Raw genomic sequence first — 24,400 nt, forward strand, 5'->3', positions numbered from 1 at the left:
GCAAGCCTCCGGCACGCCGGAGGGCTGGGAGGCGGGCCAAGTGCCCGCTTCTTTGATATGCACCCGACATAAGGAGACCCGCTTTTATGCACATAGGCTTAAGCCTGATTCTTGTCGTTTTGTTCCTGGCTATGAACGCGTTTTTCGTTATCGCCGAATTCGCTTTGGTGCGCGTTCGAAAATCCCAGCTCGAGCTGGCCGTCGAGCAAGGCAAGAAGGGTGCGAAAAGCGCCATGTACATTGCCGAGAACGTCAACCAGTACCTGTCCGCATGTCAGCTGGGCATCACGTTGGCGTCGCTGGCATTGGGCTGGTTGGGCGAGCCCGCGTTCTCCGCTCTCATCCGCCCGCTGTTCGAGATGTTGCACCTGCCCGAGGCCTTGATCAGCGTGGTGGCCGTGGCCATCGGCTACTTCATCATGACCACGCTGCACGTGGTGGTGGGCGAGCTGATCCCCAAATCGTTCGCCATCTTCGCAACCGAGCGCTATGCGCTGTTCACGGCCGGGCCGCTCATGGCGTTCTACAAGATCACCTACCCCATCATGATCCTGTTCAACGGCATCACCAACGGTGTGGTGCGCCTGACCGGCCATGACCCGGCAAACGAGCGCGAGGTGTACACGGGCGACGAGATCAAGCTGCTCATCGACGAGTCCACGGAAAGCGGTCTCATCGACCCCGAGCAGAACGAGTTCGTGGACAACATCTTCGACCTGGGCGACAAGGACGCCGAGGCCATCATGACCCCGCGAACCGACCTGGTGTGCATCGACCTCGAGGACTCCCTGGAGGAGAACATGGCGCTGGTCACGCGCTACAAGTACACGCGCTACCCCGTGTGCCGCGAGACTAAGGACCGCATCGTGGGCTTCGTGCACGTGAAGGACCTGTACCTGATGCAGAAGGGCTCCACCATCGACGACCTGCCGGTGCGCACCATCGAGGCCGTGCCCGAGAGCATCCCCGTGGCGAAGCTGCTGCAGGTGCTGCAGGAGGGCTCCACGAAGATCGCCGTGGTGGTCGACGAGCACGGCGGCACGGCCGGCATCGTCACTATGACCGACATCATGGAGCAGATCGTCGGCCACGTCGATGACGAGTACCGCCACGCCGACAGCGAGCTCGTGAAGAAGCTCACCGACGACACCATGATGATCGACGGCGGCATGGCCGTGGGCGACTTTGAGGAGCTTATCGGCTTCACGCCCGAGGACGCCGAGGACTGCGAAACGCTCGGCGGCCTGATCATGGACGTGCTCGACCGCATCCCCTCCGAGGGCGAGAGCCTGACGCTCGAGGGCAAGGAGGCCACGGCGAAGCTGACCGTGGTGCGCATGGACCGCCATCGCGTCGACCGTGTGAAGCTGGTGCTCACCCCGAAGCCCAAGCAAGAGGAAGACGAATAGCAAGAAGGCCTCCCAACCGGGAGGCCTTCGTTTTGCCGTGCATCGTTTTCCGTCCGGCGTTCTTGTCGAGCTCGGCGCGGAGCGCGCCTTGCGGAGAGTCGGGGTTCGGGGCGAACCGACCTGGCAGCTGCACATTCGCGGCTTCAACCGCGCGTTCGCCCTGCTACTCGACCTTCACGCCGGCGAAGCGCTCGGCGTTGTGCCATAGGATGTTCTCCAGCTCGTCCTCGGTGAATCCGGCGGTGGTGAGCGTACGGTACTCCTCGGCGGGGTCCCACATGGGGAAGTCGCTGCCGAACATGATGCGGTCGGTACCCCACATGCGCGTGAGCTCCACCGTGCGGCGCTGTCCCAGGAAGAACTGCGAGCTGGACTCGTCAAGGAACACGCGGTCGTTCATGGCAACCTCGTGCAGGATGTCGTAGCCCACCTCGTAGCGCGACCAGCAGCCGAAGTGCGCGGCGTCAACCACCAGGTCGGGGAACGTGCGCAGGATGTTCACCAGGCGGCGCGGGTGCGAGAAGTCGTAACGATAGTCGCCCGTATGGATAACTACGGGCAGCCCCAGCTGCTCGCAGATGGCGTACACCTCCATGAGGCGCGGGTCGTCCATGTCCACCTTCTGCGTGTCGGGGTGCAGCTTGACGCCGCGCAGGCCCAGCTTGACGGCGCGCTGCAGCTCGACTGCGGGGTCCTCGAAATCCTGCTGCATGGCGGCGAAGCCGATGAACTCGGGGTGCGCCTGGCACTGCTTCGCGATGAAGTCGTTGATGGCGGTGACGGCGTGCGCGGTGGTTGCCACGGAGTGCACGATGAAATGCGTGATGGGCGCGCGGTCTTTCGCTGCAAGCAGGCCGTCGGCCGTGCCATCGCCGAACATGCCAACGTTGTAGAAGTCTCCGACGGCCTCCACGGCCTTCGGGGCGATTTTGTCGGGATAGATATGCGCATGCGCATCGATAACGGCCATAATGCAACTCCTCATCTGAAAACTTCCCCGATTGTACGGCAGCGCAAAGCCAGGTTCCCCGGACATTTCGGGAAATCTGCCGGTATCGCAATCATGCTTTGGCTACCGGTCTGCTGCGCATCATGCGGACGCTGTCATACGAGTAGATCTTCTGGGCGGTTTTGCAGAAAAAAGGGTCGGATTTGTCCGTCCCTCCCGGACTTCTGGGCAGTTTGAAGGGGCTGTTTTGCTTCGCCGAAGGTAAAACCCCAGGTCACAATCATGCTGAAAACCAAATTACCTCGAAATCGCCTGCAAAACCGCCCAGAAGTTTGGAAGGTGCAGCCTCGAAACGTGCGCAGGGGGCGCGGCTGGTGCCGCGCCCCCTGCGCCTGCGGGCCGCGATCCGCGCAAGCCCGCTCATATCCGGTTGCGGCCTAGTTCAAGCCGTACTCCGCCAGGAGCGCCTGACCGCCCATGGTGGTGGGGGCGGCGTCGCCGGCCTCGCTCAGGAAGCAGGACGGGCGCACGATGGCCATGCGCTTGCCGTTCTCGCTCTTCACGCGCACCACCTGCATCTTCGTGCGCTCGGCCAGCTCAAGCTCGGCCTTGCTGAAGTGCGACAGCACCAGCAGGTGCTTGGCCTTCGCCACGCCGCCCATGAAGTCGCGGCGCTCGGAGTCCATGATGCGGTTGCGCTCGCCGTCGGTGCTGATCACCTCGAAGGCGTTGCGCTGCGGGAAGAAGCCGTCGATGCAGCCGACCACGAACATGTTGTCGTACTCGGTGCCGCACAGGTTCTGCGGCAGGCAGATGTGCACGACGTGCGGGTCCTCGGTCCACACCGGGTCGGAGATGGCGGCCTGCTCGAGCTCGAGCAGGGTCTTCGCCGTCTCGTCGCCCACCATATCGGCGGCGACGGCCTCGAACTCGCTGATGCCCTCGGCGCCGATGGCCTTCATGAGGCCGAAGCCGCGGCGCGTGGCGTTCTTCTCAAGGAAGTCCTGGCCGGAGCGCCATTTCTCTGCCAACGTGCGGGCGCGCAGGAACGGCTCCTTCGCGCCGAAACCGGCGTTGCCCATCTGCTGGAGCGCCTGGTATAGCGTAAGGCCCTCGGCCTCGGCGAAGTCCTGCAGGCCCATCCAGGCGTCGGAGTTCGTCAGCGCGTTGTCGAAGCCGCACCAGCTGCGCCACGCGATCATGTCGGTGGGGTCGGCCAGCAGGCCCAGCTTCGTGTACGCCACGAGCGCGCGGGAGCGCGTGGAGTCGCGCGGGTCGCCTGCAAGCGTGCCGGCGGCGCCGGCAGCGGACACGTTGAAGCCGCGGCGGCGCAGCATCTTCTCCACCATCACGGCCCAGCGGCGGTTGGGGACGACGACGCAGGTGTTGGCCTCGCGCGCGTCCTCCTGGCCGTCCATCAGCTTGCGCAGGTACTTCGTCAGGCCGTTGAGCTCATCCTCGGGCGTGTTCCACTTGATGGACTGCACGCCCTGCGGCAGGCCCTCGGCCCCGGCGGCGCGCTCGATGGGCGTGGCGGTGCCGGCGATGTAAGCGCTATCCATGTCGCCCTCGGTGCACAGCGCATCGGCCAGCGCGATGACCTGCGGGTTTCCGAACGCGCCCTGCAGATGGAACACCTCAACGTCGCGGCGCACGGCCTCGAACTTCAGGAATCCCTCGATGTAGGGGTGGTTGCCGCGCTTGGACATCATCTGGTTGGGGTTGCCCGTCACCATGATCTGCTTGTCGGCCAGCAGGCACAGCACCGTCTGCTCGGCGTGGGAGAAGTTCTGGAAGTCGTCGGCCAACACGTAGGCGAAGCTGCCGCGAGCGCCCTCGCCGGCATCGCTTTTCAGGAAGTCGGCGGCCAGCATGGGGACCTCGCCGGCAAGCATGGCGCCGCGCAGCTTCAGGATGCGCGTGGCGTAGGCCAGCAGGTTGTCCGCCGCGGTGCCGGCGTTCCACTCCTCGCGCGGCTCGTAGCCGGCCATCTTGCGGTCTAGGAAGCCCAGCATGCTGCGCAGCTTGCGCGGATGCTCGCCGATGGTCTTCAGATCCTCCAGGAAGAAGTTGTACTCGGCGCTGTTGAGGATGCGCGGCACGCGGCCGGTGGCCTCGCGGGCGGCGGGCTCGTCGAGCACCGACACGGCGGCGTCGAGCGCGGTGCACACGCGCACCGACAGGGCGGCGCCGATGAGATTGGCGGGAAGGGCGCGGCGCAGGCGCTTGCGGAAGGCCTGCGCTGCGAAGGCATTGGTGACCGCTACCAAGATGGATGCGGGAGCTTCCCCGTTCTGGATAAGGTGCGCGCAGTGCGCCACGAGCGCCTGCGTCTTGCCGCTGCGCTCGGCGCCCTCGACCTTGGCGAGGCGCCCATCGAATGCGGCGATGGTATCTATCATGTGAAACTCCCTTCGGTAGCGGCTATCTGGGGCCCCGTCGCGCGCGCACGGCACGCGGCGGGGCGGTTTTCAAAAGGTGGCGAAGGCGTTGCCGCGCAGGCGGCGCCTTCTGGCGGGCGCGGCAGTTCGTGGGCGGGGCGCGCTCGCGCGCCCCGCAAGGCCCTTAGGCCTCGAACACCTTGCTCGTGCCGTCAGTATACTCCACGGTCCACGTGCGGTACGTCGGCGTGAACGTAGGCTCATCAAGTTCGAACACAAGCTCCGGCGGCTCCATGCCGCCGCCGTCGACGGTGCCTTCGCCCGCAGCGGCGCGCGCGTCGGCCTCCACCAGCTCGGGCGACTCCAGGAACGCCTCGGCGGCGGCCTTTTCGGCGGCGACGCGTTCGGCTTCGGCAGCTGCCTTGGCCTCGGCGGCGGCTGCCTCCTCGGCGGCCTTGCGCTCGGCGAATGCGACGGCGCCGGCTTCCACCTGCGCGGCCCAATCCTCGTCGGAGGGCATGCTCACGCGGGCGATCGAGCCGGCATCGCCCAGCTTGCCCTCATTGTAGGCGTCGCGCACGAGCGAGAGCATGTCGGCGGCGTCCTCGGCGATGCCGCTTACGTCGTCCATGTGCAGGCGCACGGGCAGCGTGCCGTTCTGCAGGTCCACCTCAAGCCACGTGAACGCAAGCTCGCTTCCGTCCTCCATCTCCTTCTGGCGCTTGTTGTAGATGAGCGCCTGGTTGCCCAGCTTGCGGAACTGGTTGCGGAACCAATCGCGCATCACGTCGTTCCACAGCTCGTCGGAGCCTTCCTCGCCGGCCGCCAGGTACTGGCGCGTGCCCAGCTTCACCAACATGCGCATGGTGTTCTCCACCGGGGCGTCCTCGCTCGCGGCGGCGTGCGTGCGCACCAGCGTCGACCCCACGTAGGCGTAGCTGCGGCCGATCTCCAGGCGCAGCTCCTCGGAATCCACGCGCTCGTCCAGGTCCAGTATCAGCGTCATCGAAGGCCTTGGTTGTGCCATGTCCTTTACCCCTAACTCTTCGTTCGGCGAACGCCCCGCGGGCTGCCCGATTCGGGCCCGCCCCAGGTTGTCCGCCTGCGTCCTCTTCGCTAATCGAAGTATAAATGCCCAGTTCAGCGCAAAATCATCCCGCAAGGATGATATGCGCGCGCTCATACATCCCACCCTTATGATTCCCGTCCGGCCCGCCGCCGTACCATCGGGTCATCGCATTGGGAACGCTGCGCCGTAGCCGCATCCGGCCCGGCCGCCACCTCCTCCCTCCCTTCCCCCTTGCAGGCGGAGGCAGGGTGCCGGCACGGCGCCGCGTTCCCAATGCGGGAGACGAAGGAGAAACGAATCAGAAAAGGAGAGGAGGGGCATATGGCGAAACTATCTTTGACTCGCCGCAGCTTCCTGAAGGCGTCCGCTATGGCGGGTGCCGCCGCGACCGTAGGGTTCGCGGCAGCGCCGTCCGCGGCTCTGGCCGAGGGCGCCGACCCGACGGCCGGCGAAGTGAAGCGCATCCGCTCGTGCTGCCGTGCGTGCGGCAAAGTCGAGTGCGGCACATGGGTCACCGTTCAGGACAACAAGGTGATCAAGGTCGAGGGCGATGAGTCCAACGCTCACAGCCGCGGCCACTGCTGCGCGAAGTCTCAGTCGTCGATGCTCGCACTGTACCACCCCGATCGTCTGCGCTACTGCCTGAAGCGCACGAACCCCAAGGGCGAGGACGATCCCGGTTGGGTCCGCATTTCCCTGGCCGATGCGTTCGACGAGGCCGGAGCCAAGCTCAACGAGATCGTGGAGAAGTACGGCGGAGAGGCCAACTTCGCCATGGGCGGCACGTCCCGCGTGTGGGCGCAGCCCCCGTACGGCACGCTGAAGTCCATCTTCCCGACCCCGAACGCCCACCTGGCGTACGAGATCTGCAAGGGCCCGCGCCACTTCGCCGGCATCCTGACCGACGAGATCGGCTCGCCCTGGATGGAAGTCGAGCAGGGTCCGTTGGTGTACGTGCAGTGGGGCACCGCCGCCGAGTACTCCAACTACGACTCCACGAACCGTACGGTCGTGGACTGCTCGCAGCGCGCTTACAAGCATATATTGGTGGACCCGCGCATGACGCCGCTGGGAAAGGAAGCCGACCTGTGGCTGCCGCTGCGCGTCGGTACCGACCTGTGCCTTTCCCTGACCTGGCTCAAGTGGATCCTGGACAACGAGGCCTACGACGACCTGTTCGTCCGCCGTTGGACCAACGCCCCGTTCCTGTGGAACCCCGAGAAGGACGGCCGCACGAAGAAGGGCTGGTTCCAGGAGATGAACGGCGGCGTGGATATGGAATCCCGTATCCTGACCGAGGCCGACGTCGACCGCGAGTGGATCAGCCAGTGGTGGGAGCCGGCGGACGAGAAGTACAGCTATCGCCGCTTCATCTGCTGGGATGAGAACAACAACAAGCCCACCTACTGGGACGCCGAGGCCTGCCAGTGGGAAGGCGAGAAGCATAAGATCCCGACGACCGGCACCTGGATCGAGCATCCGTACAAGCCGATCATCGCCGATGCGTGGCTGCCCGACCCGTCGCACTTCGCCGACCCGGCCGACCCGTCCTACGACGCGTATTGGAACGAGGGCAACGAGGGCGGCAAGAAGTCCAACCCCATGGGCCTGCCGAAGAACCCCGCGCTGTTCCCCGGCGGTGTGGACATCAAGCTGAAGAACGGCACCACCATCAAGGCCGGCACCGTTTGGGAGGCCTTCTCCGACAGCCTGTCCGAGTACACGCCCGAGTACTGCGAGAGCGTGACCGAGGTCCCCGCCGAGAAGATCGTCGAGGCCGTGAAGATCTACACCACGCGCCTGAACCCCCTGCATGGCAACGGCGGCATCCACTACCAGCTGGCTCCCGACCAGACGGGCCACGCGGTGCAGAACTCCCGCGCCCTGCAGCTGATCGCCTGCATCACCGGCAACTCCGACGAGCCCGCCGGCAACCGCGGCTCCTCCAAGGCCGAGGTCGACGGCTGCTGCGGCCGCGCGAACATGAAGGTCACCGACCATGCCCCGCAGGACTGGGGTATCCGCGACGGCGTCGGCTCCATGGAGCTGGGCGACACCCCGCGCGACCTGTCCATCGACGACCAGGTGCCGCTGATCCAGAACTTCGTGCAGCACCTCATCGACGTGAAGTCCCCGCTGGCCGAGCGCTACGGCAACCACGTGCCCTCCGCCGAGGAGGCTCGCTGGATCGCCGAGCGCAAGGGCGGCGCCTACAAGAGCTCCCGCACGTGGCCGGGCCTGAAGACCAGCTTCGACAGCAACGCCAAGCAGATCTCCGCAGAGCGCTTCCCGCTGCTTCGCTACTGGAACCGCTGGGCCGACTCCGCGACCATCTGGGACTCCATCAACGGCATCGACACCCCGTATCAGATCCACGGCGGTGTGTGCATGTCCGGCGACTTCATGAACGAGTCCAACCTGCTTGAGGCCTGGGAGGCCCTGACCCGCCTGGACTTCTGGCTGGACTTCAACCTGTGGAGCTGCCCGAACAACGGCTGCGCCGACATCGTCATCCCCGTCCTGCACTGGCTCGAGGTCAACACCGGCCGCGTGTCCCAGGGCGCCGGCGGCATCTTCGGCGCAGGTCAGCGCGCCGTCGAGCCGATGGGCGACTGCATCTACGACCCGGTCGCCGTCATCTGCCTGTACCTGGGTATGGCGAAGGCGGTCTCGGGCAAGGAGCATCCAACCCGCGCCGACATCCCTGCCGACCGCAGCGCCGTGATCTGGAACGACCGCGACCTGAACTACGACGGCTGGAACAACCTGGACTACAACGAGTTCGTGCAGATGGGCGGCAGCATCACCTATGAGCAGCAGGAGTACCGCGTGCTCAAGGACGCTACCGACTGGTGGCGCATCGAGGAGTTCAAGGACAAGGAGAGCAAGCCCGAGCAGGTCATCCCGGCCTTCCCGAGCTACGCTGCCGCCGAAAAGCCCGCGCAGGCCATCAATGACGTGGCCGGCCCGGACTTCCCCGAGTACGCCGCGAAGTTCCAGGAAGAGGGCTGGTTCGACTGCCGCAAGTGGCACCCCGAGCGTTGGGGCACGTATCGTCGCTGGGAGATGGGCTACCGTCGTCAGCAGGGCGGCTACAACCTGTACGCTGCCGTCGACGAGAAGTGCGGCTTCATGACCCCGACCGCCAAGGTCGAGGTGTGGTCCACCATCGCCGAGACCTACATCCCGGACACCACCAAGACGTTCGCGGAGAGCTGCAGCCCGGACCGTGCCGCCTATGACGGGAAGATCCCCGACATCGACAAGTTCCCGCACTGGTTCGAGCCGAAGAACTCCAAGGTCGAGGCTCCGCGCTACTATCACAAGGACCAGGCGGACCAGATCGCCACGACGGACTCCTACATCAATGACAACTACAAGGGCGATCATCTGATGGAGGAGTACAAGGAGAACCTGCAGAAGTACGGCGACGACCACGCGTTCATCATGACCACTGGTTCCCGCCAGCCCGTGTATTTCCACTCCGAGCACCGTCAGCTGCCCTGGTGCCGCGAGCTGTGGCCGTCCCCGCGCGTCGAGATCAACCCGAAGGACGCCGCGCGTATGGGCGTCGAGCAGGGCGACTGGGTGTGGATCCGCACCCCGTGGGGCGCGGTCCGCGAGGTCGCCGACCTGTACTACGGCATCAAGGAAGGCACCATCAACGCCAACCATGCCTGGTGGTACCCCGAGATGGACACCGCAAGCCACGGCTTCGAGCTGGTCGGCATCAACTGCTGCATGGACAAGTACGCTCAGTGCTGGGTGTGCGGCGCCTCGCAGCTGCGCGGCATCCCCGCGCTGATCTACAAGGCCACGCCGGAGAACTCCCCGTTCAAGAACCCGGTGCCGTGCGATCCGAAGGGCAACCCCGCCATCACGAACGCCAACGACCCGCGTCTGAAGGAATGGCTGTCCAACGACCCGCGTCTGGCCGACGCCAAGGTGGAGCTGACCTTCGCCAACATGGATGCGAAGGGCTGCAACCCGTCCATCCAGTCCCCGGAGGCTCTGGTCACCGGCAAGCTGCCCAAGGGCGAGCGCGGAAACGACGCCCTCGGCCAGCACAGCAACAAAGGCCAGCTGAGCGACAAGCTCGGCTCTTACAAATAAGGAAAGGAGGTAACAACCCATGGCAAATTACGCGATCATCACCGACCTGAACCGTTGCACCGGCTGCTTGGCCTGCACGGTCGCCTGCAAGGCGATCAACGGCGTCGACGTCGGCAACTTCTGGATCAAGACGCTGCGCATCGGTCCGCACCCCATCGAGGGCGGATCGGGCGATTTCCCGGACGTGGAGATGTACTTCCTTCCGGTTCAGTGCCAGCATTGCGCCAACCCCGAGTGCGTGCGCGTGTGCCCGACGGGCGCATCCCACATCCGCGAGGACGGCACCGTGCAGATCGACAAGTCCAAGTGCATCGGCTGCCGTTTCTGCGCCCTGGCCTGCCCGTACGGCGTGCGTTACCTCAACGAGGAGGAGCGCGTCGTCGAGAAGTGCACCATGTGCGAGCAGCGCATCAGCCAAGGCGAGCTGCCGCAGTGCGTGGCCCAGTGCGGCGCCCGCGCCCGCTTCTTCGGCGACCTTGACAAGGGCGTCGACAACTTCGAGGGCCCGGCGCACCCCGACAGCCCCGGCTGCCAGTACGACGAGATGACCAAGACCCGCGTCAAGCTCAAGGACTATGTCGAGGCGTACAAGGAAAGCGATATCCATCATCTCAAGGACGCAGGCAACAAGCCCAAGCTGATGTACCTGCTCCGCGAGGGCCGAAAGTGGAGGGAGTAGACTCATGAATCCGGAATGGCCTCTAATCCTCTTCACCTTCTTCCTGTGTCTGTCCGGCGGCATCTTGGGCGCACAGGGCCTGCTCACCGTGCTCGGCAAGGGCAAGAAGATGCAGAACGTGGCGCTCATCGCCGCGCTGGCGACGCTCGTTATCGGCGGTATCTGCGTGTTCATGCACCTGCAGCATTGGGAGCGCATCTTCAACGCGTTCGGCGCGCTGCTCGCCGGTAACGGTTACGGCGTGTCCGGCATCACCCTCGAGCTGTGGGGCTGCGTCGTGGAGTTCATCGCGATCGTGCTGTTCTTCCTGTTCGCCCGCCGCTCCGAGGACGGCACCGCCCCGAAGTGGGCCGGCGTCCTGGCCATCGTCGTGGGCCTGGCGCTTCCCATGGTCACCGGCGACTCCTACCTGATGCCGTCGCTGCCCACCTGGGATAACCCGCTCCTGATCGTGTACTACCTGACGAACACGGTCTTCATGGGCGGCCTGGCCGCGCTCGTGATCGCCGGCGCCACCGGCGACGTCGAGGCCCGCGACTTCATGGTCAAGACCGCCCTGGTCGGCGCCGTGGCGCAGCTGGTCGTCGTGCTGGTGTACGCGATCATGATCAACGGCTCCGCCGGCACGTACTCAGCCGACATCGCGTTCTACTTCGACCCGACGCTGCCCGACGTGCCCATGGTCGACCGCGCCGCCGTCGTCGGCAGCCTGCTGGCAGGCTCCAACGCCGTGATGTTCTGGCTGGGCGCCATCATCGTCGGCATCATCGCCCCGGCCGCCATCCTGTGGTTCGGCAAGGCGAAGGAAGGCCAGCAGCTGGCCATCTACGCCGGCGGTGCAGGCGTGTGCTGCATCATCGGCGGCATCATCTGGCGCGTGCTCCTGTACTCGGCGGCGATGCACATCTTCGCCCTGTTCTAGGAAACGAAGGCGCAAGGCCGGTTCTGGTCGGCCGGCCTTGCGGGCGAGTTGGCGGGAAAACGCCAGCTCGCAAGCTGAAAAGGCGTGTTGGAGGGGGCTTACCTGAACGCCCCGCTTTCGGCAACGGAAGCCCCCTCATATACGCGTTTTCGCAAAGCCCCGACCGGGGCTTTCACGCATAGGAAGAGGAAACGGAAAGACACGGAGAGGGGTCTTCATGAGCGAAGAGAAGAAGGAGGGCGCGCAGCCCGCCGTGGCGAAGGATGTCGGCGCTGCGATCGATGCGGCGCCCGCGCAGCCTGCTGCGAAGAGGGCGAAGGAGCCGATGAGCGTTTCGCGCCGCTCGCTGCTCATCGGCGTTGGCAGCACGGCTGCGCTGCTTGGTTTGGGCGCCCTGCGCTATGCCGGCCACGTGCCGCTGAACCGTCCGCCGGGAGGTCAGGACGAGGCGCACTTGGTCAGCGCCTGCATCCGCTGCGAGAAATGCTACGAGGCGTGCCCGCGTCACGTCATCAAGCCGGCCAAGATCGAGGACGGCCTTCTGGGGATGCGCAGCCCGCAGCTGGACTTCAGCGCCGATTACTGCGACTTCTGCGCCGAGGAGAACGGCGGGGTGCCGCTGTGCGTGGCATCGTGCCCCACCGAGGCACTGCAGCTTCCCGCCGGCGCCGATGCGAACAACACCATCATCGGCCTGGCCGAGATCGATCCCAAGACGTGCCTGGCGTTCCGCGACACGGGTTGCCATTTCTGCTTCGACGCCTGCCTCGATGCCGGGTACGACGCCATTCAGCTCGATGGCAACGGCTACAGCCCGCGCCCGTACGTGATCGAGGACAAGTGCGTCGGCTGCGGCGCCTGCGAGAGCGTGTGCGTGTCGCTGCAGCAAGGCTCCATCGTCGCGGGAGCCACCGAGCGCGCCATCGTCGTCCGTCCTGCGTCCTCGCTGTAAGGGGGTTGTCATGAAATTGAGCAAGATCCGCACCATCGTGGCGGCCGCCGTGTTCTGCATCCTGGCTGTGTGCCTGATCGCGGGCATCAACATGGGTACGTTGTCCGGTTTCGGCCCGGGCTCGTTCAGCGCGTTGTGCCCGCTTGGCGCGATCACCACCATGCTGGCCACTAAGACCCTGGTCCCGCGCGCCGTGTTCAGCATCATCATCATGGCGCTGCTCGTGTTCCTGTTCGGCCGCGCATTCTGCGGCTGGATCTGCCCCGTACCCGTGCTGGGCAAGCTGCGCGCGTTCTTCCGTTCGCCGAAGAAGCGCCGCGAGCTTGAGCAGGCGAAACGCGACGAGGCGCTTGATATCGCCAAGTTCGAGCTGGGCTGCGGCGTGAAGGGCGGCTGCGAGAGCTGCAGCGCCTGCAAGCAGCAGCGCGCCAAGCTGGATTCGCGCCATTACGTGCTCGGCGGCGCGCTGCTGTCCACGGCCACCTTCGGCTTCCCGGTGTTTTGCCTGGTTTGCCCCATCGGCCTGACCTTCGCCACCGTGCTGGTGTTCTGGCGCCTGTTCGCCAATGCGGACATGACCGTGGCCGTGGTCCTCATCCCGTTGATGCTGATCATCGAGCTGGTGTTCCTGCGCAAATGGTGCACGCGCTTCTGCCCCATGGCCGGCCTTATGAACCTGATGGGCCGCTTCAGCCGCACGTTCAAGCCCGTCATCGATGACGCGAAGTGCCTGGAGACGTCGAAGGGCACGCCGTGCAGCCGCTGCACCATGGTGTGCGAGGCCGACATCAACCTGCGCCATCCGGACTACGGCGAGCGCACGCTGGCGGACTGCACGCGCTGCAACGCCTGCGTGGACGCGTGCCCGGCCAACGCCATCACCATTCCGGTGGTCGCCAAGCGCGGCCAGGCAGTGAAGCTGGCGCCGAACGAGAGATAACCATTCCGAAAGGCAAGCGCCCCTTGTGCATCCTCTTCGCGCCAAGGGGCCCTCTGCCGATCGCCGCGTGTTGGGCGCTCCCTCCCCTCTAACATGCGGCGATATCCGCCCCGGGCCCCATCGGCCCGGGGCGGTTCTCGTAGGCCGCGTTTCGGGTCCCCTTTCCCGGTACGCGCCATCCGCCCCGGACTCTCCCCATCGGCCCGGGGCGGTTTTGTCTGGCTGCGTGTTTGGAGCCCCCGCTCCGCCGCGCGCCATCCGCCCCGGGTCCTCGCTGGCGCCGGGGCGGTTTTCTTTGTGGGGAAAGCCCGCGGCGAAGCGGGGATGTGGCTAGAATACGTTGCGTACCACGGGTAAGCGTGCCCAAGCCGTGCATTCGCGCTTCCGCGCCGCACGCGCCAGTTTGCCGGGGGTTCCAGAACACAATCGATATGCAGGGGTTTGCCCGACGCGGGCCTTTGGGTTTTGCGCGCGCTCCGGGCGGGGTTTCGTTTGCCGCCGCCCGCCTTCGCAGCCCGCTTCCCGCGCAAGCGGTCAGCGCCGGCTGCGTCTTACGCCCTTTGCGTCGATTGTCCGGTCAACGAGTGCGAAAGGATGCGGAATGCAGGGGAAATCGCTGGTCATGCTGCTGGTCGTTCTATACGCCAGCGCGTTTTTGGCAGGATTCAACGAGAATCTGGTGAACATGGCGCTCATGTCCATCATGGGCGAGTACGGTGTCGATTCGGTTGCGGCGCAATGGCTGGTCACGGGCTATATGATCGTGGCGACCATCGTGGTCATGTGCATGGCGTTCATGTACCGCCGCTTCAAGCTGCGCCCTCTGTACTTCGCCGCGGCGGCGTTTACGCTGGTCGGCTCGGTGATGGGGCTGTTCGCTACAAGCTTCGAGCTGCTCATGGCGGCGCGCTTGGTGCAGGCGGCGGGCTCGGGCATCTTCATCCCGCTCATGATGAACACGGTGCTGGTGGTTGCGCCGAAGCACAAGCTGGGGACGTTCCTTGCCATCGGCGGCTGCGTGATCACGTTCGGCCCCGCCTTGGCCCCGACGGTGTGCGGCGCGCTGGTCACCTCGTTCGGCTGGCATAGCGTGTTCGCGTTGCCCCTTGCCGCTATGGCAGTGTTTGCCCTGGTGGCGTTGTTCGCCGTCAAGAACATGGGCTTCTCCCCTGCTCACCTGGACATTCCGTCTACGGTGCTCTCGGCGGCGTTCCTCTGCGCGCTGAGCCTGGGACTCGTCGAGCTGACCATCGACGTTGCGCTTGCGGTCGGGTCGCTTGCGGCGGCGGCGGTCACGGCGGCGCTGTTCGTGCTGCGCCAGCTGCGCTGCGAGCATCCGCTCATCGACCTGACGCCTATGAAGAGCCGCGCGTTCTGGCCGTCGGTGGTGCTGACCACCATCGCCATGATGGGCAGCTTCAGCGTAAGCGTGCTGCTGCCGCTGTACCTGGAAGGCGGCACGGGCCTGACGGCGTTCGCGGCCGGCCTGCTGATGCTGGTCCCGGTGCTGGCGAACGCGGGCACCACGCTTTTGGGCGGCCGCATCATGGATGCGCGCGGCGAGTGGCCGCTGCTCCCGGCTGGTTTCGCCGTCATCACCGTGGGCTTTATCGTGATCGCCGTGTTGGCCCCTGCGCAGTCGTTGCCGGCGGCGTTCGTCGCGGCGTTGCTGATCATGGGCGGCACCGGCTTCATCTTCTCGCCCTCGCAGACGGCGGGCCTGCGCACCCTGCCTCAGGAGATGAACCCGTTCGGGGTGGCCATCTCCACCACGTTCGTGCAGATCGCGGCCTGCATCGGCCCTTCGCTGTACACGGGTATCATGTCTACCGCCCAGGCGGGCGCCTTGGCGGCGGGCGCCAATGAGGCGCTTGCGACCGCGCAAGGCTTCTCGGTTGCCATGGTGGTGGCGGCGTGCATCGCCGCGGCAGGTTGTGCACTCGCGCTGGTTTATTCGCGTGCTGCGGTGAAACGCGAGGCGAAACGCGCGTGAAGCATGTAAAATAGACGTAAGCGAATCTGCGGCGCGCCTTCACGGGCGCGCCGCTTTAGCGTTAACACACGAAGAGAAACGAGCGCAACCCATGGCTATCACCGGCAAGCAGGTCCGTCAGCTGCGCAGCATGGCGAACAACTTGAAGCCCACCGTCATCGTCGGCAAGGAAGGCGTCACCGCCAACATCCTCAAGCAGGTCAACGAGGGTCTTGAGGCCCACGAGCTCATCAAGGTCAGCGTGCTGTGCGAAACGGGCAGCCAGGCCGCCGAGGCCGGCCGCGAGATCGCCGATCAGGCCGAGGCCGAGCTGGTGCAGGTCATCGGCAAGCGCGTGGTGCTCTACCGCGAGACCACCCGCGACGACATCGAGAAGATCCAGCTGGTCAAGTAAGTAAGCAAGCGAGCAGGCGAGCAAGCTTTCCAGCATAGTTGCGCGGCTCTAGGCCGCGTGAAGCAAATCGGGCCCCGGCAAACGCCGGGGCCCGATTGCGTTCAGGGGAGGGTGGCGCAGCCACGCCGCACCGGGCTCACTGGTCCTCCCGGTTCTGGGCGGTTTCCTGCCGCGCATCCCTCTCTCGGATGTCGTACACCCCCATGTTCTGGGCGGTTTCCCGTCGCTCGCCTCCATCTCAGGCGCCGCACACCCCTCTCGGATGCCGCACACCCTAACTTCTGGATTGTTTCGCAGGAAAACGGGCCCGAATTTGACGTCCCCTCCGAAGTTCTGGGCGGTTTTCCCGGCCCTTCGCTGCGATTCTCACCGGTGGTCGCATCATAACCCCAGGTCAGGAGTATCCGTATTGTCGGCGCCCCGTTCTGCAGCCTGCGAAACCGCCCAGAACTTTGCTTGGACGCTAGTTGCGAGATTCTTTAGCGCGTCCTACCCGATATGCCCGCGATATGCGCGTCGTCGGGAGTGCGGCTGCCTACTTCAGGCACCTGCAGAGCCATTGGTTGCCGGTGTTGGCGGCGTGGGGGCAGCCGATGCAGGTGGGCGCATCGCAGAGTTGCGCGCTCTCGGGCGCGCCGCAGAAATCCCGCAGGTCAAGTGCGGGATTGTCGGCATCGGGCTGCGCCCCGACGGTGACGCCTTCCGCCGCATCCGCTTCCGCCACGTCCGCGTCCCCCACATCGCGAACGCACCTCCGTCCCCCGTTCGCGCTCGCCGAGCTCGCTTCCGCCGCATCTGCCAGCTGCATTGCGCGCACTACCATGCTGGCGAACTGGCGCATGCCCAGATTCGTGGGGTGCGTGCCTTCGAGCGAGTCGTAGTCGCGACCGAACGCTCGCACGTTGGCGACGCGGCAGCCTTCGGTCGCAGCAGCCTCGCGGATGGCGGCGTTGTATTCGTCCAGGTGATGACCGCGCAGACGGTAGCAGAATTCGGGGTGGTCGACGCCATTCGTGCGCCCAGGCAGCAGCGTGATGCAATACACCGCGGCTTTAGGGGCGGCAGTGCGGATGTTGCGCAGCATGGTGCGATATGCCGCGCCGAAACGCTCTACGGCGTCGGCGGGCGCGGCGCCGGCCACCTGCTCGGGAACGGTTGCCGGGTCGATGCAGCGCGGCATGGCGTGGCTGTGGCCGGCGGCCTGCGCCTCGGCGCCGCCCCAGCCGTAGTCGTTGATGCCGATGAACACGAGCACCGCATCGGGCACCTGGCCGTCGGGGCCCAGCAGGGCCGCTGCGCGTTCGGGGCTGCTGGCGGCGGGGAAGCCCGCGCCTTCGACCATGCTGCCTGACCAGGCGCTATCGGCAAGTACGGTGCCGCCGAGCGCGCGCACCGCGTGCGACCACCAGGTATCCTCGGGGCGCAGCACGCCGGATCGCTCCAAGTGCTCGTCGTTATAGAACAGCGTGTAGCCATCGGGCACGCACCCCTCGAAGGTGCTGATGGAATCGCCCATGATGGAGAACGTTTTCGCGGGCATGCCCGACCGCCTTCCTTGTGTCATCCGTTTTTGGGCCCTGGCGCCGTGCGTCGGGCAGTTTTCGTCCAGTAGCACATGGTAGCAAAACCTTGCATGCGGTCTGTTAACAGTCTATGTAGGTGTAGGCTTGAATCTTGGGCTGGCTCCTCCGGCCTTTCGCCCATGCCGTCTTCGCTATCAGAATAACCCCAGGTAAACCGCATAAAAACTTGTGTGAAAGCAATGAACGCCGCAGACTGTCCCCTTGACGTTGTACGTAAAACGTTGTACAATAATACGAACCACGCACTCACACAAGTTGCGCCGGCGGAGCCCGGCGTAACGCTGGTAAACGCTGCGGGAAACAATGGCCGGCCAAGCGGCCGTCCCCCGTTTCCCCGTGCAGCGAAGCGGGACGATCGGAGGTTGCAATGGGCGAGGCAATGGTCACCGGCCGCATGGCGCCCGGCAAGAAGCGCCGCGGCGGCCTTGTGCTGCAGCGGGAGGGCCTCACGGCCTCCCAGGCCATCAACCGCATGTACGACAAGCTCATCGAGAACGGCGACGCGTCGTTTCTCACGGGCATCGTGGCGGCGGAGGATGAAGCGGCCTGGGATAACGCCGTGGAGTTCGTCGATTCCCTCTCCGAACCCGTATCCGGCGGCACATCCGATGTCGCCGATGAAGCGCCCTCGGCGCTGGTCGACGGTGCCTTCGAGCACGGCGACCTGCCGGCCGACGGCCCGGACCTCGCGGCCATCGCCCGCGCCGCGCGATTCTCCTCGCGGGGGGTGATCTAGCATGCCTCAGGCCCGTGTCCTGCTTGGTACCGAAGTCGTCATGGACTTCATGAACGAGCGCCAACCGTTCTACCAGCAAACGCGCATGCTCATGGTCGCCGGCCGCGTCGGCGAGTTCGACCTGTGGGTCACCGCCCCGCAGGTGGTCGACCTCGTCTACCTGCTCTCCGAGGGCGGCAAGCCCGAGCTGCTGCCGCGCGCCATGGAGCGCACCCGCGGCCTGCGCACCTTCGTGCAGGTGGCGGATCTCACCGAGGCCAACATCGACCGCATGCTGGCCTCGTCGGGGCAAAACCCAGAAGGCCAGCTCATGGTCAACGCCGCCATCGACCTGCGGGCGGACTTCCTGCTCACGCACGAACCGGACGGCCTAGGAAACGGCCTGGTCAAGGTCACGAACGTGCCGGGCATGTTCGAATGGCTGTGCGAGAACCGCGATCTGGACTACACGCAAATCGAGATTTAGCGAAGCCTTCCCGCTGTCACCTTCCTGTCACTTGACACTCCCAAGTGCCAGACTACAATCGAAATTAGCACTCAAGCTGTGAGACTGCTAACGCGCCCCGCATCTGCGGGGCGTTTCATTCGCCGGGGTATGCACGGCCCGGCGCCCCGCCTGCGGGCGGGCGCCGCAAGCCTGCGTTTCACCAGGTGAACGAAGCGTCCCCGCGCCGCGCGGCCGGCCCCGCAGCACCGAAGCACGAACGGAAAGGAAGCGCCGCACCTATGCGCAAGTTCAAGACAGAGAGCAAGAAGCTGCTCGACCTGATGATCAACTCCATCTACACCAACCGCGAGATCTTCCTGCGCGAGCTCATCTCCAACGCGTCGGACGCCGTCGACAAGCTGTACTTCAAAAGCCTCACCGACTCCAGCATCCAGCTGACGAAGGACCAGCTCGGCATCGACGTCGCCTTCGATAAGGACGCCCGCACCATCACCGTGTCCGACAACGGCATCGGCATGACGCAGGAGGACCTGGACCGCAACCTGGGCACCATCGCCCATTCCGACTCCATGGCCTTCAAGCAGGAGAACGCCGAGCAGCAGGGCGACGACGTCGACATCATCGGCCAGTTCGGCGTGGGCTTCTACAGCGCGTTCATGGTGGCCAAATCCGTGCGCGTGGTGTCGAAGGCCTACGGCAGCGACCAGGCGTGGGCCTGGGAATCCGATGGCGTCGAGGGCTACACCATCGAGGAGGCCCAGCGCGAGGGCAACGGCACCGACATCATCCTTACGCTCAAGGACAACACCGACGAGGAGAACTTCGATCAGTTCCTCAGCGAGTACGGTCTGAAGGACCTCATCAAGCGCTACAGCAACTACGTGCGCTACCCCGTGCGCATGGAGGTTTCGAAGTCCCGCCAGAAGCCCAAGCCCGAGGACGCCGGCGACGACTACAAGCCCGAGTACGAGCAGTACACCGAGGTCGAGACCATCAACTCCATGGTGCCGATCTGGAAGCGCAGCAAGTCCGACGTACAACAGGAAGAGTACAGCGAGTTCTACAAGCAGACCTTCCACGACTTCACCGACCCGGCGGCCACGTTCTCCATCCACGCCGAGGGCGCGCTGTCCTATGACGCGCTGCTGTTCATCCCCGGCCGCGCGCCGTACGACCTGTACAGCAAGGACTACAAGAAGGGCCTGGAGCTGTACAGCTCCAACGTGCTGATCATGGAGAAGTGCGAGGACCTGCTGCCCGACCACTACAACTTCGTCCGCGGCGTCGTGGACAGCCAGGACCTCACGCTCAACATCTCGCGTGAGACGCTGCAGCAGAACAACCAGCTGCACGCCATCGCCCGCAAGGTGGAGAAGAAGGTCACGAGCGAGCTGAAGAAGATGCTGAAGAACGACCGCGCCGCCTACGAGAAGTTCTTCGAGGACTTCGGACGCGGCCTGGAGTACGGCATCTACACCAGCTACGGCATGCTCAAAGACGAGCTGGCCGACCTGCTGCTGTTCTACAGCGCCAAGGAGCAGAAGATGGTCACGCTGGCCGAGTACCTCGAGGCCATGCCCGCCGACCAGAAGTCCATCTACTATGCCGCCGGCGACAGCATCGACCGTCTGGCCAAGCTGCCTATCGTGAACACGGTGCTCGGCAAGGGCTACGACGTGCTGCTGTGCACGAAGGATGTCGACGAGTTCTGCTTCCAGGCCATGATGACCTACGGTCCCGAGGCCGAGCAGGACGCCGAGGGCAAGGACATCGAGGGAACCGGCCCCAAGGAGCTCAAGAACGTGGCGTCGGGCGACCTGGACTTCGCCTCCGAGGAGGAGAAGAAGGAGGCCGAGGAAGCCGAGAAGGACAACGAGGCCCTGCTCTCTGCCATGAAGGAGCAGCTCGGCGACGCGGTCACCAAGGTGGCCGTGTCCACGCGCCTGACCGATGCGCCGTCCGCCGTCACCACCGAGGGCCCCGTGTCGCTTGAGATGGAGCGCCTCATGTCGCAGATGCCCGACGGCATGGGCGAGGTGAAGTCGCAGCGCGTGCTCGAGCTGAACGCGAAGCACCCGGTGTTCCAGGTGCTTAAGGACGCCCAGTCCGCCGGCGATGCCGAGAAGGTGAAGCTCTACACTGAGATCCTGTACGATCAGGCGCTCATCGTCGAGGGCATGCCCATCGCCGACCCGGTCGCCTACGCGAACGCGGTCACGAAGCTGATGGCCTAAGCGGCCGTTTACGGCACACGGCACACGGCACACGGTCCGGGAACGCCTGCGCAACCCGGCGGCGCGCGGCCCCGTCGTCCCGGGCGGCACGCCCGCGCTCGGCGCGCGGCCCCAACCGCCTGTCACCTGCCGCAGCCCATTCCGAATGTGAAGCCTGCCGGCCCTCAACAGGGCCGGCAGGCTTTTTGTATTATGATGTTCACGCTATGCAGAAGAGCATCCACGACATATTGCAGATGATCGAAACGCCGCTTATCAGCTTCACGGTGGTGGTGCTGAGCTGCGTGTGCTTCCTGTTGTCGCTGTGGATCATCATGATCTTGGTTAGGCTCGTGGTGGGATGAGCTCGCAACGGCACATTTTGCGCGCCGGGCGGCGGGGGTAGGCACCGCTATGTGGCAGCGCTTCACGTGGTATGACGTCAGGGTCATCGGCCATTACCTGGGCATGCTGGTGCTTTTCTCGTCCGTGGCGCTTATCGTGCCGTTGGTCACCGCCATCGTGTTCCGCGAATGGACCCCTGCAAGCCATTACCTGCTTTCCATAGGGTTATCGCTCATCGTCGGGTCGGCGTTGCGCTTCCTGCGCATCGAGCCCGGGCGCCTGAACCGTCAACAGGCGTTGGTGGTCACGGGCCTGGCGTGGGTGGTCCTGGCATTCATGGCCACCATTCCACTGTATCTTTCGGGCCACTACAACACGTTCCTTGACGCCATGTTCGACGGCGTCTCGGGCATCACCACCACAGGGGCCAGCATCATCTCCGACCTTGACCACCTGTCCTATGCCGACAGCATGTGGCGCTTCATCATGATCTTGCTAGGCGGCTTGGGCCTGGTAGTGGTGGCGTTGTCGTTTGGCCTGTTCGGCAAGCGCTCGGGCGCCAGCCTGTACATGTCCGAGGGCCGCAGCGAGCACGTGGTCCCCAACATCGTGCAAACCGCCCAGTTCATCGCAAAGCTGTCGCTGGGTTTCATCTTTGTGGCCACCGCCGTGCTGGCCGTCATGTGCGCGTTCGCCGGCATGGAGGCGCCGCGCGCGTTCCTCAACGGCCTGTGGTTGGCCATCTCCAGCTTCTGCACCGGCGGCTTCGCGCCCATGAGCACGTCCATCCTGTACTACCATTCGTTCCCCATCGAAGTGGTGCTGATGCTCCTCATGATCATCGGATCGGTGAACTTCGTGCTGCATGCCGAGCTGTGGAAGGGGCACCTGAACGTGTACTTCCGCGACATGGAAATCCGCACCATGTTCATCTGGATCGCCGTGATGACCCTGGTGTTCGCCGCGTCGGTGTCGGCAAGCTCGGATTTCTCGAACCTTGCCACCATGATGCGCCGCGGCGTGTTCCTGATCGTGTCGGCGTTCTCCACCACGGGTTTCCAAAACGTCACCACCAACCAGTTGACCACGTCGCTGACCTCGGGCGCGTTCCTGGTCATCGCCGCGCTCATGTGCGTGGGCGGCGGCGCCGGATCAACGTCGGGCGGCATCAAGTTCAGCCGCATGGGCCTGATCATCAAGTCGCTGGTGGCCACGGTGAAGGAGACGCTGGCGCCCGACTCGGCGCGAGTGGTGGTGTCGTACTACCACCTGGGAAGGCGCATCCTGTCGCCTGAAGTGGTCAAGCAGGCCATGACCGTGTTCGTGCTGTACGTGGTCACCTACGCCGTGGGCGCGCTTGTGGGCATCGCGCACGGCTACGACGCCACGCAATCCATCTTCGAATCGGTTGCCATGGCCTCCAACGGCGGCATCTCGTCAGGCGTGTGCTCCCAGGGCATGCCCGCGTCGCTCGAGCTGTTCTACATGCTTGAGATGTGGGCCGGCCGTCTGGAGTTCCTCACGCTGATCGCGCTCATCGTCGAGGTCGTGGTGACGCTCGATCCGCGCAGGGTGGTAAGGAGCAGGCTGGTGAGGCGCTCATGATGCGGAAAGGAATGGCCGCCGCGGCGTTGGCCTTTGCGCTGGCGCTCCCTGCGTTCGCGTGCCCGCAGGCAGCCTTCGCCGACGAGCCCGCCGAAGGCGACAACGCCGTCAACGTCACGCAGCTGCCCGACAGCTCGTTTATCTACGACACGTCCATCACGGACCTGAGCACGGCTGATACCTATTACGACAAGCAGACGGTGCAGGTCACCGGCGAGGTGGTGGGCGATCGCATCACCGCCGGCGACGGCCGCCATTGCTGGCTGCAGCTGGCATCGCACTCCGATTCGTCCACGGTGTCCGTTTACCTTACCAACGAGTCCGCCGACAAGGTGGACACGTACGGCACCTATGGCCGCAAGGGCACCACGCTGCAGGTGCGCGGCACGTTCAATCTGGCGTGTCCCGACCACGACGGCGCATCCGATCTGCATGCGCAGGTGGTGACGGTCACGGAGAAGGGCAAGGCCACTCCCGACGAGTTCGACATCAACGCGTTCATCCCGGGCATGGTGACCGTCATGATCGGCCTGGCCATGATGGTGGTGTTCTATCTGCTGCGCGAACGCCAGCGATAAGGCTACAAGGAGGAAAGCTTGCAGAGAGCGCAGGTTGTGAAACTTGACCGCGGGTATCCGCTCGTGCGATGCGAGGATGGGCGCCTTGTGCGCTGCGAACACGCAACGGCCCTGGTCAAGGGCGAGAAGGTCCGTGCCGTCATCGGCGATTTCGTCGAGGTGAACGCGCCGGAGGGCCATGATAAGGGCATCATCGAGTCCATCTGCCCGCGTGAGCGCGCCTTCGTGCGCAAGGACCCCACCGAGCGCGCTGTCCCCCAGGTGCTGGCGGCGAACTTCGACCGCGTCATCTTGGCCCAGCCGCTGGCCGAGGTGAACCTGCGCCGCCTGGAGCGCGAGCTGGTGCTGGCGTACGAGACCGGCGCCGCCGTCACGGTGGTGCTCACGAAGGCCGACCTTGCCGAGAGCGAGGAGCAGGTGGAGCAGGTGGCCGAGCGCGTCCGCGCGCTGGCGGGTCCCGACGTGCGCACGCTGGTGGTGTCGGACGGCAACGCCGAAAGCGTGGAGGCCGTGCGCGCCCTCATGACCCCCGGTACCACCACGGTGCTGGTGGGGAAGTCGGGCGTGGGGAAGTCCAGCCTGGTCAACATGCTCGTCGGCGAAGAGGTGCAGGAAACGGGCACGGTGCGCGAGGGCGACGGCAAGGGCCGTCACACCACGGTCAGCCGCGAGATGGTGGCCATCCCCGGCGGCGGGTACGTGGTGGACATGCCCGGCGTGCGCGGCCTGGGGCTGTGGGACGCCGACGCGGGCATCGGCGCGGCGTTCGCCGACATCGAGCAGGTGGCGCAGCAGTGCCGCTTCCGCGACTGCAAGCATGAGAACGAACCGGGTTGCGCCGTGCGCGCCGCCGTCGAATCCGGCGAGATAGCACCCGAGCGTTTCGCCAGCTATCAGGCGCTCAAGCAGGAGACGGCCACGTTGCGCGACCGCCGCGAGGAGGCCCGTCGCATGCGCGGCGAGAAGGCCAGCGACAAGAAGCGCGGCGGCCAGGGAGGTCGTCCGGGCCGTGGCAAGCGCCGCCGCTAGCACCTGCGACGTCCATGGCGTCTCCATCCGATTGCCGGGCCGTTTCGCGCTCGCTTGCCAAA

General features: G+C 65.2%; 19 protein-coding genes. 15 read left to right on the forward strand and 4 right to left on the reverse strand.

Annotation, left to right across the window (positions count from 1 at the left end):
• The first annotated feature begins 86 nt into the window (after positions 1-86).
• Entirely contained in the window at positions 87-1,409 is a 1,323-nt protein-coding gene (locus RDW26_RS01520) for a hemolysin family protein (RefSeq protein WP_307982228.1), read from the forward strand.
• A 163-nt stretch (positions 1,410-1,572) separates the two neighbouring features.
• Here the strand turns inward: RDW26_RS01520 and RDW26_RS01525 are convergent, their stop codons facing one another.
• From RDW26_RS01525 to RDW26_RS01535, 3 genes are all read right to left on the reverse strand, one after another.
• Complete coding sequence (locus tag RDW26_RS01525) at positions 1,573-2,379, reverse strand: amidohydrolase family protein (protein WP_307982229.1); 807 nt, start codon at positions 2,377-2,379, stop codon at positions 1,573-1,575.
• Between the two features lie 416 nt (positions 2,380-2,795).
• Complete coding sequence (locus tag RDW26_RS01530; RefSeq protein WP_307982230.1) at positions 2,796-4,760, reverse strand: UvrD-helicase domain-containing protein; 1,965 nt, start codon at positions 4,758-4,760, stop codon at positions 2,796-2,798.
• A gap of 163 nt (positions 4,761-4,923) precedes the next feature.
• Complete coding sequence (locus RDW26_RS01535) at positions 4,924-5,745, reverse strand: hypothetical protein (RefSeq protein ID WP_307982231.1); 822 nt, start codon at positions 5,743-5,745, stop codon at positions 4,924-4,926.
• Positions 5,746-6,129: 384 nt separating this feature from the next.
• Here RDW26_RS01535 and RDW26_RS01540 point away from each other — a divergent pair, with 384 nt between their 5' ends.
• The 7 genes from RDW26_RS01540 (at position 6,130) to yhbY (ending at position 15,801) form a co-directional block, all read left to right on the forward strand.
• Positions 6,130-9,921 (forward strand): molybdopterin dinucleotide binding domain-containing protein, encoded by a 3,792-nt coding sequence (locus RDW26_RS01540; RefSeq protein WP_307982232.1) that lies wholly within the window; start codon positions 6,130-6,132, stop codon positions 9,919-9,921.
• Between the two features lie 19 nt (positions 9,922-9,940).
• Positions 9,941-10,600: a 4Fe-4S dicluster domain-containing protein gene (locus RDW26_RS01545; protein WP_307982233.1), complete on the forward strand. Its 660-nt coding sequence runs from the start codon at positions 9,941-9,943 to the stop codon at positions 10,598-10,600.
• 4 nt (positions 10,601-10,604) lie between these two features.
• Positions 10,605-11,522, forward strand: coding sequence for a DmsC/YnfH family molybdoenzyme membrane anchor subunit (locus tag RDW26_RS01550; protein ID WP_307982234.1), 918 nt, complete (start codon positions 10,605-10,607; stop codon positions 11,520-11,522).
• Positions 11,523-11,739: 217 nt separating this feature from the next.
• Positions 11,740-12,474: a 4Fe-4S dicluster domain-containing protein gene (locus tag RDW26_RS01555; RefSeq protein ID WP_307982235.1), complete on the forward strand. Its 735-nt coding sequence runs from the start codon at positions 11,740-11,742 to the stop codon at positions 12,472-12,474.
• 10 nt (positions 12,475-12,484) lie between these two features.
• Complete coding sequence (locus tag RDW26_RS01560) at positions 12,485-13,414, forward strand: 4Fe-4S binding protein (protein WP_307982236.1); 930 nt, start codon at positions 12,485-12,487, stop codon at positions 13,412-13,414.
• A 601-nt stretch (positions 13,415-14,015) separates the two neighbouring features.
• Positions 14,016-15,407 (forward strand): MFS transporter, encoded by a 1,392-nt coding sequence (locus RDW26_RS01565; RefSeq protein WP_307982237.1) that lies wholly within the window; start codon positions 14,016-14,018, stop codon positions 15,405-15,407.
• A 91-nt stretch (positions 15,408-15,498) separates the two neighbouring features.
• A complete protein-coding gene (gene yhbY / locus RDW26_RS01570) occupies positions 15,499-15,801 on the forward strand; it encodes a ribosome assembly RNA-binding protein YhbY (protein ID WP_042432390.1) in 303 nt (100 codons plus the stop codon).
• Between the two features lie 535 nt (positions 15,802-16,336).
• Here yhbY and RDW26_RS01575 read toward each other — a convergent pair.
• Complete coding sequence (locus RDW26_RS01575; protein WP_307982238.1) at positions 16,337-17,341, reverse strand: SGNH/GDSL hydrolase family protein; 1,005 nt, start codon at positions 17,339-17,341, stop codon at positions 16,337-16,339.
• Between the two features lie 410 nt (positions 17,342-17,751).
• Here RDW26_RS01575 and RDW26_RS01580 point away from each other — a divergent pair, with 410 nt between their 5' ends.
• The 7 genes from RDW26_RS01580 (at position 17,752) to rsgA (ending at position 24,338) form a co-directional block, all read left to right on the forward strand.
• Entirely contained in the window at positions 17,752-18,120 is a 369-nt protein-coding gene (locus RDW26_RS01580; RefSeq protein ID WP_303868747.1) for a hypothetical protein, read from the forward strand.
• 1 nt (position 18,121) lies between these two features.
• The gene (locus RDW26_RS01585; RefSeq protein WP_307982239.1) at positions 18,122-18,586 is read left to right on the forward strand and encodes a PIN domain-containing protein; all 465 of its coding nucleotides are present in this window, start codon (positions 18,122-18,124) and stop codon (positions 18,584-18,586) included.
• 260 nt (positions 18,587-18,846) lie between these two features.
• Positions 18,847-20,802 carry a molecular chaperone HtpG gene (gene htpG, locus RDW26_RS01590; protein WP_307982240.1) on the forward strand — a complete coding sequence of 652 codons (1,956 nt, stop codon included), beginning with the start codon at positions 18,847-18,849 and terminating at the stop codon, positions 20,800-20,802.
• Positions 20,803-21,008: 206 nt separating this feature from the next.
• Positions 21,009-21,146 carry a hypothetical protein gene (locus RDW26_RS01595; protein WP_199669273.1) on the forward strand — a complete coding sequence of 46 codons (138 nt, stop codon included), beginning with the start codon at positions 21,009-21,011 and terminating at the stop codon, positions 21,144-21,146.
• Between the two features lie 49 nt (positions 21,147-21,195).
• Entirely contained in the window at positions 21,196-22,731 is a 1,536-nt protein-coding gene (locus tag RDW26_RS01600) for a potassium transporter TrkG (RefSeq protein WP_307982241.1), read from the forward strand.
• Complete coding sequence (locus tag RDW26_RS01605) at positions 22,728-23,309, forward strand: hypothetical protein (RefSeq protein WP_307982242.1); 582 nt, start codon at positions 22,728-22,730, stop codon at positions 23,307-23,309. Before RDW26_RS01600 ends, RDW26_RS01605 begins: the two co-directional genes overlap by 4 nt.
• An 18-nt stretch (positions 23,310-23,327) precedes the next feature.
• Complete coding sequence (rsgA, locus tag RDW26_RS01610; RefSeq protein ID WP_307982243.1) at positions 23,328-24,338, forward strand: ribosome small subunit-dependent GTPase A; 1,011 nt, start codon at positions 23,328-23,330, stop codon at positions 24,336-24,338.
• Positions 24,339-24,400: the final 62 nt, after the last annotated feature.

It is taken from the genome of uncultured Senegalimassilia sp. (assembly GCF_902464545.1).
In the GTDB taxonomy this organism is placed as follows: Bacteria; Actinomycetota; Coriobacteriia; order Coriobacteriales; family Eggerthellaceae; genus Senegalimassilia.

Excerpts from the sequence above, each read along its gene's own strand:
- RDW26_RS01545 (WP_307982233.1), top strand. The coding sequence starts at position 9,941 with ATGGCAAATTACGCGATCATCACCGACCTGAACCGTTGCACCGGCTGC.
- RDW26_RS01585 (WP_307982239.1), top strand. The coding sequence starts at position 18,122 with ATGCCTCAGGCCCGTGTCCTGCTTGGTACCGAAGTCGTCATGGACTTC.
- RDW26_RS01535 (WP_307982231.1), bottom strand. The coding sequence starts at position 5,745 with ATGACGCTGATACTGGACCTGGACGAGCGCGTGGATTCCGAGGAGCTG.
- RDW26_RS01575 (WP_307982238.1), bottom strand. The coding sequence starts at position 17,341 with ATGCCCGCGAAAACGTTCTCCATCATGGGCGATTCCATCAGCACCTTC.
- RDW26_RS01600 (WP_307982241.1), top strand. The coding sequence starts at position 21,196 with ATGTGGCAGCGCTTCACGTGGTATGACGTCAGGGTCATCGGCCATTAC.
- RDW26_RS01530 (WP_307982230.1), bottom strand. The coding sequence starts at position 4,760 with ATGATAGATACCATCGCCGCATTCGATGGGCGCCTCGCCAAGGTCGAG.
- RDW26_RS01605 (WP_307982242.1), top strand. The coding sequence starts at position 22,728 with ATGATGCGGAAAGGAATGGCCGCCGCGGCGTTGGCCTTTGCGCTGGCG.
- yhbY (WP_042432390.1), top strand. The coding sequence starts at position 15,499 with ATGGCTATCACCGGCAAGCAGGTCCGTCAGCTGCGCAGCATGGCGAAC.
- RDW26_RS01565 (WP_307982237.1), top strand. The coding sequence starts at position 14,016 with ATGCAGGGGAAATCGCTGGTCATGCTGCTGGTCGTTCTATACGCCAGC.
- RDW26_RS01540 (WP_307982232.1), top strand. The coding sequence starts at position 6,130 with ATGGCGAAACTATCTTTGACTCGCCGCAGCTTCCTGAAGGCGTCCGCT.
- RDW26_RS01520 (WP_307982228.1), top strand. The coding sequence starts at position 87 with ATGCACATAGGCTTAAGCCTGATTCTTGTCGTTTTGTTCCTGGCTATG.
- RDW26_RS01525 (WP_307982229.1), bottom strand. The coding sequence starts at position 2,379 with ATGGCCGTTATCGATGCGCATGCGCATATCTATCCCGACAAAATCGCC.
- RDW26_RS01550 (WP_307982234.1), top strand. The coding sequence starts at position 10,605 with ATGAATCCGGAATGGCCTCTAATCCTCTTCACCTTCTTCCTGTGTCTG.
- RDW26_RS01560 (WP_307982236.1), top strand. The coding sequence starts at position 12,485 with ATGAAATTGAGCAAGATCCGCACCATCGTGGCGGCCGCCGTGTTCTGC.
- RDW26_RS01580 (WP_303868747.1), top strand. The coding sequence starts at position 17,752 with ATGGGCGAGGCAATGGTCACCGGCCGCATGGCGCCCGGCAAGAAGCGC.
- RDW26_RS01555 (WP_307982235.1), top strand. The coding sequence starts at position 11,740 with ATGAGCGAAGAGAAGAAGGAGGGCGCGCAGCCCGCCGTGGCGAAGGAT.
- htpG (WP_307982240.1), top strand. The coding sequence starts at position 18,847 with ATGCGCAAGTTCAAGACAGAGAGCAAGAAGCTGCTCGACCTGATGATC.
- RDW26_RS01595 (WP_199669273.1), top strand. The coding sequence starts at position 21,009 with ATGCAGAAGAGCATCCACGACATATTGCAGATGATCGAAACGCCGCTT.